Below are 12,436 nucleotides of genomic sequence, written 5' to 3'. Positions count from 1 at the left end.
CGCCCCGGTGCGGGGCTACCGGCGGTCGTCGGTGGTCTGTCCGTAAACGTTCTGATACCGGTCGTACAGCGCATCGATCGCGTCCTGCGGGATCGGGATCAACTCCCCCGCCTGCCGGGCGATATGCACCGTGCGGGCGACGTCCTCGACCATCACCGCGGCCTTGACCGCATCCTTCGCACTCGACCCGATCGTGAACGGCCCGTGATTCTGCATCAGCACCGCCCGAGAACGATGCCCCCGCAGGGTCTCCACGATCCCCCGGCCGATCGAGTCATCACCGATGATCGCGAACGGCCCCACCGGGATCGGACCCCCGAACTCATCGGCCATCGCCGTGATCACACACGGGATCTCCTCACCCCGCGCCGCCCACGCCACCGCATACGTCGAATGCGTGTGCACCACACCACCCACCTCGGGCATGTTCCGATACACATACGCATGAGCCGCCGTATCACTCGACGGCGCCCGGTCACTGCCCGGCGTCCCCGGCACCACAACGCCGTCCAGATCGCACACGATCATGTTCTCCGGCGCCAACTCGTCATACGACACCCCCGACGGCTTGATCACGAACAGATCAGCCCCCGGAACCCGCCCCGACACGTTGCCGCCGGTCCACACGACCAGCCCGTAACGCACCAGCTCCGCGTGCAACGACGCCACCTCGGCCCGAACCCGCGCAACCGCGACTTCGATCTTCACGCCGTCGACGTACTCGCTGCTGATCGCTGCGTTGCGTGCCACTCGAGTGCTCCTTCGCCCGGCCACCATCGGCGGGCCTCGATCGTGTGACGGTCGATGTGACCGTTCACATTGCGACACTATAGCCACGGTCCGAACGGGGGTGTCAACTCCCGGCGTGTCTCGGATCGATAACGACGGCTACTCAGCGGCGCGGGCCGGTCGAGGAACGCACGACCAGCTCGGGAACGAGCACGGCCGGGTCCACCTCGCCCGAGCCCTGGCCGAGCAGCAGATCGACGCAGCGGCGCCCCAGCTCGGCGAAGTCCTGGCGCACGGTCGACAGGGGCGGCCAGAAGTGCGCCGCCTCGGGGATGTCGTCGAACCCGATGATGCTGATGTCGCGCGGGCAGTCCAGCCCCTCGTCGCGGATCGCGTGCAGAAGCCCGAGCGCCATCTGGTCGTTCGACGAGAAGATCGCGGTGAAATCGCGGACGCGCAGCAGCTCACGACCGGCGTAGTAGCCGAACTCCGCGGTCCAGTCCCCCAGCACGGGAGCCGTCGTCGGAATGTCCGAGTCGCTCATCTCTTCGAGGAATCCGCGCATCCGCGCCTCCGCCTCGATCCAGTCCTGCGGGCCGGCGATGTGGTAGATCGACCGGTGGCCGAGTTCGATGAGATGACGCGTGGCCAGCCGGGCTCCCGCGATCTGGTCGACCGACAGCGCGTGGCCGGGGTCGACCTCGGTGGACTGCAGGGTCACGTACGGAATGCCGATCGGCTGGGCGGCGAGGGCACGGAACACGCGCACCTGCGGCGCGATCACCACGAGCCCCTCGACCGCCTGCGCCACCAGATGGGCGAGCCCAGCCTGGATGGAACTCGGGTCCCGGGCGTCGACGTTGGCGGTCGAGACCCAGTAGCCGCGCTCGCGGGCGGCCGACTCGATGGCCGCGATGGAGGATGCCGGACCGTACTGCGTCGCGGACGAGGTCAGCACGCCGATCGTGTGCGACCTGCTCGTCACGAGTGCACGGGCGGCACGATTGGGGCTGTAGTCGAGCTCGGCCATCACGGCGAGCACGCGCTCCTTGGTCTCGGGGCGGATGCTCGGGTGGTTGTTCAGGACGCGCGACACCGTCTGGTGCGAGACGCCGGCCAGACGCGCGACATCGCGAATGCTCGGACGACGGCCCGCAGCGTCTTCGCTCATGCTTCCTCCGGCCCGATGCGCACGTTCACATCGGCTCGAGCCCATTATGCACCGGCAAGTTTCGAAAACACGCGCCTGCGGAATGTGACAGTCACACGGGAGGGCGCCGCGCGCGTGTGACGGCGTCCCTCATCGTCACACCGTCGACTCGCGAGGCCGAGACCCCGCCGCCGCCGTATGCTGACCGCATGTCCGACGTGGCGCGCTTCCTGCCCCTGAGTCACCGTTCTCCGGACGACGTGGCAACGCCCGACCGGCGCGCTCAGATCGCGACCCTCCTCGCCCTCGCCGCCCCGGTGCTCGACGCGGCCTCCGGCGAACGCCGGCGCGCCTTTCTCGAGGAGGCGGGACTGTCGCACGACGACGACCGCGCGTCCCTCGGTGAGCTCGCCGAGGAGATCGCGAAGGGACGCCGGCGCAGCATCCGCGAACTGACCGCGGTCACGCGCGCCTACCTCGGCTTGCCGGACGACCGGCCGCCGCTCCCCTTCGACATCGCGGGCGCGGTCGCGCTCGCAGCCTCGACGAAAGCTCCGTTCGCGCGACGAGCGGCGATCGCGGGGCACACCGTCCGCGCGACCGATGCCGGCTGGACATTCGGTCGCGGTCCCGAGATCTCGGCGAGCGCCGACGAGATCGTGGCGTTCCTCACGGGCGTATCCGACACCCCGCCGCGGCGGACGCCGATCAGCTGAGACGAAGCAGGTCGCGGTAGAAGCCGATCCCCCGCAGCCACACGTCGACCCTGATGCGCTCGTCGTGCGCGTGGAGGGCTTCGCGTTCGGATGTCGTGAGCCGGAATGGCGCGAACCGGTAGACGTTCTCGCAGATCGCGGCGAACCATCTGCTGTCGCTCGCGCCGAGCTGCAGGTACGGCGTCGGGACGACATCGGCACCGAGGGCCGAGCCGACCGCCGTCGCGATGCGGCGCCACCCCTCACCGCGCCAGGGCGACACGGGTGAGGGATCCGAGCCGTGGCGGACCTCGATCTCGATCAACGGGTCGGCGATCGCCCGGCGCGCGCGCTCGGTCGCGGCGGTGACCGAGTCGCCTGTGAGCAGGCGGATGTTGACCGCCGCGCGAGCCGTCGTCGCGAGGACGTTCTCGCCGTCCGCGCCGCTGAGTTCGGTGACGACGGCGGTCGTCCGCACGAGCGCGTTCGTCTCGGCTCCGAAGCGGGGCAGCGCCCGCGCGAGCAGGGCACCGGTGACCGCGAGGTTCGCGAAGACGGAGCGGAAGGGCTCACGGGCGAACGGCGCGAGCGTGCGGAACATCGCCCGCACCGGCGGGACGAGCCGCACCGGAGCGGGATGCCGCTGCAGCCGGTCGATCGCTCGTGCGAGCCTCGCGGTGGCGGGAAGGGGCGGCGGCGTGGATGCGTGGCCGCCCGGTTCGCGGGCTGTGAGGCCCAGGGTCATCACCCCGCGCTCGGCGACGCCGATCATTGCGGTCTCGACGCCGACGCCCGGCACCGCGCCCGAGACGACCGCGCCGCCCTCGTCGAGGACGAGGGCGGGCCGAACGCCCCGGGCGCGCAGCACCTCGACGATCGCGGGGGCGCCGAGCCCGGCGACCTCCTCGTCGTGACCGAACGCGAGGTACACGTCGCGCGCCGGCCGCCACCCTTCACCGACGAGAGCCTCCACGGCTTCGAGGATCGCGACGAGCGAGCCCTTGTCGTCGATCGCTCCGCGGGCATGGATCGTCGCCTCCTCCCCCTCGCCGGTCAGGACGGCTTCGAAGGGCGGATGCGTCCATTCGCCGGGTACGACGGGGACGACGTCGTAGTGCGCCATGAGCACGAGCGGCGCGTCGGGCGCGTGGCCGCGCCAGCGGTAGAGCATCGCGTGCTCACCCACGAGCGCGTGCTCGAGTTCGGCGTGCAGGAGCGGGTAGAGCCGGCGGACCGTGTCGCGGAAGCGGGCGAACGACGCCGCGTCGGACGCGGCCGGATCGGTGTGCGAGACGGTCGGGATCCGCAGCAGCTCGCGGAAGCGTTCGACGGCGGCGGTGTCCACCCTGCGAGCCTACGCCGCGCGCGCGGGCGCACCCCTGGCTAGGCTCGCGGTATGACGAATCAGACGACCTCCGGCGCCTCGCACGCCGGCCTGCGGTGGGGCATCCTGGCGACCGGCGGGATCGCCCACGCGTTCACCCGCGATCTGCGGACGGCCGGCCGCGAGGTCGTGGCGGTCGGCTCGCGGACGCAGGAGTCCGCCGCCCGCTTCGCGGACGAGTACGGCATCCCTCATGCCCACGGCTCGTACGAGCAGCTCGCGGCCGATCCCGAGGTCGACATCATCTACATCGCCACGCCCCACCCCGGTCACCGCGATGCCGCCGCGCTGGCGATCCAGCACGGCAAGCATGTCCTGGTCGAGAAGCCATTCACGCTGAACCGCGACGAGGCCGTCGCGCTGCGCGACCTCGCGGCGGACGCGGGCGTCCTCGTCATGGAGGCGATGTGGACCCGGTACCTCCCGCACATGGTGCGGCTGCGCGAGATCGTCGCCGCGGGGACCCTGGGAGAGGTCCGGACGGTGTTCGCCGATCACACGCAGCGCATCTCGGACGATCCCGCCCACCGGCTCAACGACCTGTCACTCGGCGGCGGGGCGCTGCTCGACCTCGGCATCTACCCGGTCTCGTTCGTCTGCGACCTGCTGGGACTGCCGACGCAGACCCGCGCCGTCGCGCGGCTGATGGAGACCGGCGCCGATGCCGAGGTCGCCACGGTCATGACGCACCCCTCGGGTGCGGTCTCGACCACCGTGTCGTCCTCGCGCGGTGCCGGGCCCAACACCGCTCATATCGTCGGAACCGAGGCCCGCATCGAGATCTCGGGCGTCTGGTACGCCGCCACCGACTTCCGGGTCCTCTCGCATGACGGCACCGTCCTCGAGGAGTACCGGTCCGAGATCGAGGGGCGCGGGATGCAGTTCCAGGCGCTCGAGGCCGAGGCCCTCGTCGCCGCCGGGCGGACCGACGGCGACATCCTGCCGATCGCCGAGACCGTCGCGATCATGGGCGTCCTCGACGACATCCGCGCTCAGATCGGCGTGCGCTACCCGCAGGAGAGCTGAGCGCCCTCACGCCGCGAAGGGCACCACCCCGACGAGCACGGCGACGGCGAGCATGACGAGCGAGACGATCGACGCGCGCCACAGCACCTTCTTGTGGTGGTCGCCGAGGTTGACGTTCGCGAGCGACACCAGCAGCAGGATCGCGGGAACGAGCGGGCTCTGCAGATGGACCGGCTGTCCCGTGATGGATGCGCGCGCCATCTCGACCGGCTCGATGCCGTAGGTCGCGGCGCTCTCGGCGAGGATCGGGAGGATGCCGAAGTAGAAGGCGTCGTTCGACATGAAGAACGTGAACGGGATCGACAGGACGCCCGTGATCACCGCCAGGTGCGGTCCGAGCTGCGACGGGATCACTTCGGTGACCCACGAGGCCATCGCCGCCACCATCCCGGTGCCGTTCAGCACGCCCACGAGCACGCCCGCGGCGAGCACCATCGAGACCACGCCGACGATCGACGGCGCGTGGGCGACGATCTCATCGGCCTGCTGCTTGAGCTTCGGGAAGTTGATGACGAGCGCGAGTGCCGCACCCACCATGAACACGTAGGCGAGCGGGAACAGGTCGAGCACCAGCAGGACCATCACCACGAGCGTGAGGGCGAGGTTGACCCACACCAGGCGCGGACGCAGGGTCGCACGGTTCGGGTCGAGCATGGTGTCGGCCATCGCGGTGTCGCGCTCCTCGACCCACTGCGCCGCCGGAACCGGCTTCCGGCCGCGCACGGTCACGACGTTGCCGGTGCGCAGCGTCGCGAGAGCGCCCGGGCGGGGATCGGCGCCGCGGAAGAGCTTCGGGCCGCCGAGCACGCCGTCTCCCCCGCCGAGGCGGGACGTGTCGACGCTGCCGGCGAGCCGGCGACGCTCCGAGAGCCCGAGGAACCAGGCGAAGGTCAGCGAGACGACGATGCCGGCCGCGAGCGAGGGCAGCATCGGCACGAAGACGTCGGTCGGCTGCAGGCCGAGCGCCGACGCTGCGCGCACCGTCGGACCGCCCCACGGAACGATGTTCATCGTGCCGTTCATCAGGCCCGCGACGCACGTGAGCACGACCGGGCTCATGCCCAGGCGCAGATAGATCGGCAACATCGCCGAGGTCGTGATGATGAAGGTCGTCGAGCCGTCGCCGTCGAGCGAGACGACCGCGGCGAGCACGGCGGTGCCGAGCACGACCTTCGCGGGGTCGTCCTTCAGCACGCGCGTGATGACCCGGATGAGCGGGTCGAACAGGCCCACGTCGATCATGATGCCGAAGTACATGATCGCGAACATGAGCAGTGCCGCCGTCGGCGCCATGCTCGTGATGGCGTCGATGATCATGTCGCCGAGACCCAGGCCGGCGCCGGCGAAGAGGCCGAAGGCCGTCGGCACGAGGATGAGGGCGACCATCGGGGTGAGCCGGCGGGTCATGATGAGCGCCATGAAGGTGAGCACCATCGTGAACCCGAGCGCGACGAGCACGCCCTCGGGCGGGATGAAGGCGAGGTCGTAGCCCTCGTCTGCGGCGGCAGCGGCCGCGAGGATGGCGGGGTGGGTCATGTCGACTCCTTCGTCGGCGGGCGCACGGGCCAGCGGTGCGATCCGTCGAACTTAGGCCGCGTCGCGCCCGAGTCGCGCGCTTGGGCGCATTCCGGCGACTTGAGCGCGTAGCGTGTGTTCTGCGCATTCTGCGCGCGAGCGAGGAGGGTCGGATGCGGTTCACCACGCGGCTCTTCCTCGTGCAGCTGGCGGTCGTCGCCACCGTGCTGCTCGTGTGCACGGCCGCGTTCGCCGTGATCGCGGTGACGCAGGTGCGCGCAGCGGCGGAGGAGAACGCCCTCAACATCGCTCGCTCGGTCGCGGCGGCGCCGGAGGTGCGAGCCGCCGTCGCCCGGTGGTCGGCCGACCCGGGCACCCCGGCCGCCGCCGATCTCATCGAGGGGCCGCTGCAGCACACCGCCGCGGCCGTCGCCGAGCGGACGGATGCACTCTTCGTCGTGATCACGGACGATCACGGCATCCGACTCGCGCATCCCAACCCGCAGCGGCTCGGCGAGACCGTGTCGACCCCGTTCGATCGTGTCCTCGCCGGCGAGGAGGTCGTCGACTGGGAGGTCGGAACCCTCGGACGGTCGGCGCGGGCGAAGGTGCCCGTCCTGGCGCCCGACGGCGGTGAGCCGGTCGGCGAGGTGAGCGTGGGCTTCGAAGAGGGCAGCGTACTCGATGACCTGCCGACGGTCCTGCTCGCGATCGGGATCGCCGCGCTGCTCGCGCTCGGCGTCGGCGTCGCGGCGGGCTCCGTCCTGCGTCGCCGCTGGGAGAAGACGACCCTGGGACTGCAGCCGGAGGAACTGACGGCCCTCGTGCAGCAGCAGAGCGCCGTGCTCGACGGCATCGGCGACGGCGTGCTCGCCCTCGATGAGAACGGCATCGTCCGCGTCGCGTCGAAGGCGGCAGAACGGCTGCTCGGGATCGAGGGCTCGGTGGGCAGGCCTCTCACCGCGCTGCCCCTGCCCGAGACCGTCATGTCCGCGATCGCGGGCGGGATCCCCCTGCATGACGTCGTGGTGGGCGCGCGCGTGGTGGCCGTGGACGTCCATCCTGTGCGGCGCGGTGGCCGCGAGCTCGGCGACGTCGTCATCGTCCGCGACCGGACGGATGTCGCCGAGCTCGGCGAGCAGCTCTCCTCGGTCCAGACCGTGACCGGTGCCCTCCGGGTGCAGCGGCACGAGTTCTCGAATCGTCTGCACGTCGCCGCGGGCCTGATCGACGCCGAGCGGGTCGCCGACGCGCGGGCGTTCCTCGACGAGCTGCTGGAGCGGGGCAGCGTGCCGACAGCCGTCGCACACATCGAGCGAGTCGACGACCTGTTCCTGCAGGCCCTGCTCGCGGCGAAAGCGGCCGACGCGGCCACGAGCGGTGTGAGCATCGCGGTCGGCGAGGACACCCTCGTGCTCGGCGAGCTCGCGCGCGTGGAGGATGCCGCCGCAGTCATCGGCAATCTCATCGACAACGCGGTGACGGCCGCCGGGCGCGGAACTGAGCCCCGCTGGGTCGAGGTCACTTTCCTCGGCGACGGCGATGCGCTCGTGACGACCGTCGCCGATTCGGGACCGGGGGTTCCGGCCGGCCGCGATGTGTTCGCGCCGTCGACCGAGCCGAGCGACGACCGCGTCCGAGGGCGCGGGATCGGATTGCCGCTGTCGCGCGAGCTCGCGCGCCGTCTGGGCGGCGACGTGTGGCTGATCGATCCCGGTGGCCCCGGCCCCGCGGCATCCGGAGCCGTCTTCGCCGCGCGTCTGCCCGGCGTGCTCCGCACCGCCGCATCCCACGACCCCACCGCGTCCCGCCCCGAGGAGGACGGCTCATGACCACGACTGACCCGCTGCGCGTGCTCGTCGTCGACGACGACTTCCGCGTCGCCGGCCTGCACCGCGACGCGGTAGACGCGGTGCCCGGTTTCCGGGCGCTCGAGCCGGCCCGGTCCGTCGCGGCCGCCCGCTCCGCTATCGCGGAGCAGCGACCCGACCTCGTTCTCGTCGACAACTACCTGCCCGACGGCGAAGGTGTCGAGCTCGTGCGCTCGATCGACGTCGATGCCATCGTGCTGTCGGCCGCGGCCGACGCCGAGACGGTGCGCCGCGCTCTGCGCGCCGGCGCCATCGGCTACCTGATCAAGCCCTTCGAGGCGCGAGCATTGCGCGAGCGCCTCGAGCGGTACGCCCGCTACCGCAACGTCCTCGATGCCGTCGAGCTCGAGCAGGACGACGTCGACCGAGCACTGTCGATCGTCCACGGCGGTCCCGTGACGACGACGCGCTCGGCGACCGAGCAGATGATCCTCACGACACTCGGCAGCCGAGAGGCGTCGGCAGGTGAGATCGCGGCCGAGTGCGGCATCTCACGCGCGACGGCGCAGCGTCATCTCGCCACGATGGCCGGCCGAGGCGTCGTCGAGGTGCGGCTGCGTTACGGCTCGACGGGCCGGCCGGAACACCGTTACGCGGTGTCGCGCGGCTGACGCGTCGACCACCACGCCCACGCGACGAGCACCGGCTGGAAGAAGAGCCGGACGAAGCGACGCCGATCGGTGTCGAGCCCGAACGCGCTGCGTCCCTTCCGCCATTGGTCGACGTTGCCGGGAAAGACCGCGATGAAGAAAGCCGCGAGCAGGGCGCCGATTCGCGAGCGCTCGCGCGGCAGCGCGAGAAGGGCCACCCCGAACAGAGCCTCGACGGCGCCCGAGGCGACGACCACGCCGTCGCGATCGATCGGAAGCTTGTCGACGATGGCATCCGGCACCTGCGCCTGGAAGTCGCGTCGCGCCCAGAACAGGTGGCTCAGACCGGCGAAGATCATGGCGCCGGCGAGCAGCCAGCGAAGCACGGTTCTCATGCGTTCAGTCTGCGCGCTCCACGGCCGTCCGACGAGCCCTTGCATTCGATCGCACTAGGCTTACCCGGGTGTCCGGCGCGCTCGATCTGTCCCGTCTCCGCCGCTGGCCCGATGTCGAGGCGCCCGGCCTGGTCGCCGCAGACGGCGCCGACCACTTGATCCTCGACGAATCCAGCGCGGCCCGCGCAGCGATCGGGCCGGGCGAGTTGACCATCATCGGAGACAGCTACGGAGCGCTCACCCTGGGCGCCGCGGCCTCGGGAGCCCAGGGCATCCGGGTCCACCAGGATCCCCTGAGCGGCGAGGCCGCTCTCGCCGCCAACGCGAAGCGTCTCATGCCGCAGGCGACATTCGGCTCACTCCCGCTCGATGCAGCGCTCGTCTCCGCCGCCCACGTCGTGCTGCTCCGCCTGCCTCGCTCGCTCGAGGCCCTGGCCGACATCGCGGCGACCGTCGCGGCAGCGGCATCCCCCGATGTCGTCGTCTACGCCGGTGGCCGTGTCAAGCACATGACCATCGCGATGAACGACGTCCTGCGCGGCGCCTTCGAGCGGGTCGATGTCACGCACGCGCGAGCGAAGTCCCGGGTGCTCATCGCGCGGACACCTCGCGCGGTCTCGCCTCCCCAGGCGCGCGCGGCCCGGATCGATGGACTCGAGATCCGCGCCTTCGGAGGCGCCTTCGCCGGCGCGCGCATCGACATCGGCACGCGGCTGCTGCTCGCGAACCTCCCGTCCTCCCCCGCGGGCGGCACCGCTGAGGACCCGTGGATCGATTTCGCGTGCGGTACGGGCGTCGTCGCGGCCACGTGGGCTCGGCGCCACCCGGGCGCCCGTGTCTACGCCTCCGATCAGTCCGCCGTGGCCGTCGCGTCTGCGACCGCCACCATGCACGCCAACGGAGTCTCCGACCGCGTCGAGGTCGCTCGCGACGACCTGCTGTCTCGCCGGCCGAACGCGAGTGCATCTCTGATCGCGCTGAACCCGCCGTTCCACTCCGGCGCCGCTGTGAGCGACCGCGTCGCGCCGCGCCTGTTCCGAGACGCCGCTCGGGTGCTGCGCCCCGGCGGCGAGCTCTGGTGCGTGTGGAACTCCGCCCTGCGGTACCGCCCCGAGCTCGAGCGGATCATCGGGCCGACGCGTCAGATCGCTCGTGACCCCAAGTTCACCGTGACGGCCTCGACGCGACACTGACGCCGTTCAGTGGTAGCGGCCGCTGTAGGCGTTGATCGCCGGCTGGCCGCCCAGGTGCGCGTAGAGCACGTTCGACTCGGCGGGGATGTCGCGGGAGGAGACCAGGTCGATCAGACCCGCCATGGACTTTCCCTCGTAGACAGGGTCGAGGATGACCCCCTCGAGCCGGCCCGTGAGGTGGATCGCCTCGTCCGTGGAAGCGACAGGAATGCCGTACTTCTCTCCCGCCCAGCCCTCCAACACCTGAATCTCGTCGTCACGAAGCTCACGGCCGACACCGATCAGCTCGGCCGTACGGCGCGCGATGCGCTCGACCTGGGCGCGGGTCTTCTCGATCGTCGCCGATGCATCGATCCCGAGGACACGCCGCGGCCGGTCGCCGAAGTTGGCCGCGAGGTCTGCGAAGCCGGCCACCATCCCCGCGTGGGTCGACCCCGTCACCGTGCAGACCACGATCGTGTCGAAGAACACCCCGAGCTGCTCTTCCTGCTGCCGCACCTCGTGCGCCCAGTTGGCGAAGCCGAGACCGCCGAGGCGGTGGTCGCTCGCCCCCGCGGGAATCGCATAGGGCTTGCCGCCCGCGGCCTGGACATCCGCAATGGCCTCCTTCCACGAGTCCCGGAAGCCGATGTCGAATCCTGCGGGCGAGAGACGCACGTCGGCGCCCATCAAGCGGGAGAGGAGGATGTTGCCGACACGGTCGTTGACGGCATCCGGCCAGTCGACCCAGTTCTCCTGGACGACCACGGCGCGGAGTCCGAGGTGGGCGGCGACCGCAGCGACCTGACGCGTGTGGTTCGACTGAATACCGCCGATCGACACGAGCGTGTCAGCGCCCTGTGCGAGCGCGTCGGGAACGATGTACTCGAGCTTGCGGGTCTTGTTGCCGCCGTAGGCGAGACCGCTCGACACGTCCTCCCGCTTGGCCCAGATCCGCGCACCCCCGAGATGCGCCGACAGACGATCGAGAGGATGGACCGGGCTCGGACCGAAGGTCAACGGGTGGCGCGGGAAGTCGGCGAGGGACATGGGTTCTCCTGGAGTCGGGTGGAGCTCACGCGGGATCGGGATGGGTCAGAAGACGCTCGAGGGTCAACCAGTTCTCGCGCGTCGCGGCTGCCGCTCCGTCGACGTCGCCGTCGGCAGCGAGCTCGATGATGCGCTCGTGAGCCGACACGGAGTCGCGCCCCGCGAGGCTCGAGAATCGCGCACGTTCGAGACGCCGCAGCAGCGGGGTCACCTGGTCGAGCAACGTGCTCAGCAAGGGGTTCGCACTCGCCGTCACGACGACGCCGTGGAAGTCGTCGTCCGCCGCCACCGCCGAGTCCACGTCGCCGACCCGCAGCGCGAGCGCGAAGCGCTCGTTGGCGGCGCGCATCGCATCGAGCCCCGACGCCGTCAGCTGAGGCACCGCCTCCCGGGTGGCGAGTTCGTGCAGCGAGGCCGCGATGCGTTGCGCGGCCAGAGCCTCGCGCTCGTCGAGTGGCGCGACCTCCGTCGCCTTCGCGCGACGCGTGCGTACCAGGCCCGCGAGTTCGAGGCGGGCGATCGCCTCGCGGATGGGCGTGCGGCTCACGCCGAGCCACTCCTCCAGTTCGCTGTCCCGCAGACGCGCGCCGGGCTCGAGCCGGCCGCTCACGATCGCGTCGCGCAGCGCCGTGTACGCGTGGTCGCGCAGCGATGACGGACGGGAGACGGGGGTCAGCGACATGCAGTATATTGCACACCACACAGCCACGAGAGTCAACTCAGCCGTCACGCGGGCACGAAAAAGGGCCACCCAACATTGGGTGGCCCTCTTACGAAAGAAGTCCGGCGGTGTCCTACTCTCCCACAGGGTCCCCCCTGCAGTACCATCGGCGCTGTGAGGCTTAGCTTCCGGGTTCGG

The 12,436-nt window shown here is 70.9% G+C and carries 12 protein-coding genes and 1 rRNA gene; 5 read left to right on the top strand and 8 right to left on the bottom strand.

Features of this window, described 5'->3' with window-relative positions; genetic code table 11:
• Positions 1–15: 15 nt before the first annotated feature.
• Both CI089_RS09175 and CI089_RS09170 read right to left on the bottom strand, forming a co-directional pair.
• On the bottom strand, positions 16–732 hold the full coding sequence (locus tag CI089_RS09175; protein WP_373441606.1) for an L-ribulose-5-phosphate 4-epimerase: 717 nt from the start codon (positions 730–732) through the stop codon (positions 16–18).
• A gap of 160 nt (positions 733–892) precedes the next feature.
• Positions 893–1,900 (bottom strand): LacI family DNA-binding transcriptional regulator, encoded by a 1,008-nt coding sequence (locus CI089_RS09170; RefSeq protein ID WP_094261339.1) that lies wholly within the window; start codon positions 1,898–1,900, stop codon positions 893–895.
• A gap of 188 nt (positions 1,901–2,088) precedes the next feature.
• Here CI089_RS09170 and CI089_RS09165 point away from each other — a divergent pair, with 188 nt between their 5' ends.
• On the top strand, positions 2,089–2,595 hold the full coding sequence (locus tag CI089_RS09165) for a hypothetical protein (RefSeq protein WP_143738975.1): 507 nt from the start codon (positions 2,089–2,091) through the stop codon (positions 2,593–2,595).
• Here the strand turns inward: CI089_RS09165 and CI089_RS09160 are convergent.
• Positions 2,588–3,919, bottom strand: coding sequence for a M20/M25/M40 family metallo-hydrolase (locus CI089_RS09160; RefSeq protein WP_094261337.1), 1,332 nt, complete (start codon positions 3,917–3,919; stop codon positions 2,588–2,590). The two genes, CI089_RS09165 and CI089_RS09160, sit on opposite strands and share 8 nt — an antisense overlap.
• Positions 3,920–3,970: 51 nt before the next feature.
• On the opposite strand from CI089_RS09160, the gene CI089_RS09155 reads away from it, so the two are divergent.
• Complete coding sequence (locus CI089_RS09155; RefSeq protein ID WP_094261336.1) at positions 3,971–4,984, top strand: Gfo/Idh/MocA family protein; 1,014 nt, start codon at positions 3,971–3,973, stop codon at positions 4,982–4,984.
• Positions 4,985–4,990: 6 nt separating this feature from the next.
• Here CI089_RS09155 and CI089_RS09150 read toward each other — a convergent pair whose 3' ends face one another.
• Positions 4,991–6,520, bottom strand: a complete 1,530-nt coding sequence (locus CI089_RS09150; protein WP_094261335.1) for a CitMHS family transporter — start codon at positions 6,518–6,520, stop codon at positions 4,991–4,993.
• Positions 6,521–6,672: 152 nt separating this feature from the next.
• On the opposite strand from CI089_RS09150, the gene CI089_RS09145 reads away from it, so the two are divergent.
• Together CI089_RS09145 and CI089_RS09140 are read left to right on the top strand one after the other, a co-directional pair.
• Entirely contained in the window at positions 6,673–8,331 is a 1,659-nt protein-coding gene (locus tag CI089_RS09145; RefSeq protein ID WP_094261334.1) for a sensor histidine kinase, read from the top strand.
• Positions 8,328–8,981, top strand: coding sequence for a response regulator (locus CI089_RS09140; protein ID WP_094261333.1), 654 nt, complete (start codon positions 8,328–8,330; stop codon positions 8,979–8,981). Before CI089_RS09145 ends, CI089_RS09140 begins: the two co-directional genes overlap by 4 nt.
• Here the strand turns inward: CI089_RS09140 and CI089_RS09135 are convergent.
• Positions 8,960–9,355, bottom strand: coding sequence for a DoxX family protein (locus CI089_RS09135; RefSeq protein WP_094261332.1), 396 nt, complete (start codon positions 9,353–9,355; stop codon positions 8,960–8,962). The two genes, CI089_RS09140 and CI089_RS09135, sit on opposite strands and share 22 nt — an antisense overlap.
• Positions 9,356–9,423: 68 nt before the next feature.
• Between CI089_RS09135 and CI089_RS09130 the strand changes: the two genes are divergently transcribed.
• Positions 9,424–10,548, top strand: a complete 1,125-nt coding sequence (locus CI089_RS09130; protein WP_094261331.1) for a class I SAM-dependent methyltransferase — start codon at positions 9,424–9,426, stop codon at positions 10,546–10,548.
• Between the two features lie 6 nt (positions 10,549–10,554).
• Here CI089_RS09130 and CI089_RS09125 read toward each other — a convergent pair whose 3' ends face one another.
• The 3 genes from CI089_RS09125 to rrf all read right to left on the bottom strand — a co-directional run.
• A complete protein-coding gene (locus CI089_RS09125) occupies positions 10,555–11,577 on the bottom strand; it encodes a 1-aminocyclopropane-1-carboxylate deaminase (protein ID WP_094261330.1) in 1,023 nt (340 codons plus the stop codon).
• Positions 11,578–11,602: 25 nt separating this feature from the next.
• A complete protein-coding gene (locus CI089_RS09120) occupies positions 11,603–12,259 on the bottom strand; it encodes a GntR family transcriptional regulator (RefSeq protein WP_094261329.1) in 657 nt (218 codons plus the stop codon).
• A 99-nt stretch (positions 12,260–12,358) separates the two neighbouring features.
• Positions 12,359–12,436 (bottom strand): 5S ribosomal RNA (gene rrf / locus CI089_RS09115); the annotation flags it as partial.

Origin of the sequence: Microbacterium sp. Yaish 1, from assembly GCF_002245215.1 — a bacterium.
Classification (GTDB): domain Bacteria; phylum Actinomycetota; class Actinomycetes; order Actinomycetales; family Microbacteriaceae; genus Microbacterium.
Note: the sequence above shows the minus strand (reverse complement) of the source record. Positions and strands in the feature narration are given on the sequence as shown.

What these genes read in the sequence shown, in the direction of transcription:
- CI089_RS09155 (WP_094261336.1), top strand. Translation starts at nt 3,971, where the DNA reads ATGACGAATCAGACGACCTCCGGCGCCTCGCACGCCGGCCTGCGGTGG.
- CI089_RS09120 (WP_094261329.1), bottom strand. Translation starts at nt 12,259, where the DNA reads ATGTCGCTGACCCCCGTCTCCCGTCCGTCATCGCTGCGCGACCACGCG.
- CI089_RS09165 (WP_143738975.1), top strand. Translation starts at nt 2,089, where the DNA reads ATGTCCGACGTGGCGCGCTTCCTGCCCCTGAGTCACCGTTCTCCGGAC.
- CI089_RS09125 (WP_094261330.1), bottom strand. Translation starts at nt 11,577, where the DNA reads ATGTCCCTCGCCGACTTCCCGCGCCACCCGTTGACCTTCGGTCCGAGC.
- CI089_RS09145 (WP_094261334.1), top strand. Translation starts at nt 6,673, where the DNA reads ATGCGGTTCACCACGCGGCTCTTCCTCGTGCAGCTGGCGGTCGTCGCC.
- CI089_RS09150 (WP_094261335.1), bottom strand. Translation starts at nt 6,520, where the DNA reads ATGACCCACCCCGCCATCCTCGCGGCCGCTGCCGCCGCAGACGAGGGC.
- CI089_RS09140 (WP_094261333.1), top strand. Translation starts at nt 8,328, where the DNA reads ATGACCACGACTGACCCGCTGCGCGTGCTCGTCGTCGACGACGACTTC.
- CI089_RS09135 (WP_094261332.1), bottom strand. Translation starts at nt 9,355, where the DNA reads ATGAGAACCGTGCTTCGCTGGCTGCTCGCCGGCGCCATGATCTTCGCC.
- CI089_RS09170 (WP_094261339.1), bottom strand. Translation starts at nt 1,900, where the DNA reads ATGAGCGAAGACGCTGCGGGCCGTCGTCCGAGCATTCGCGATGTCGCG.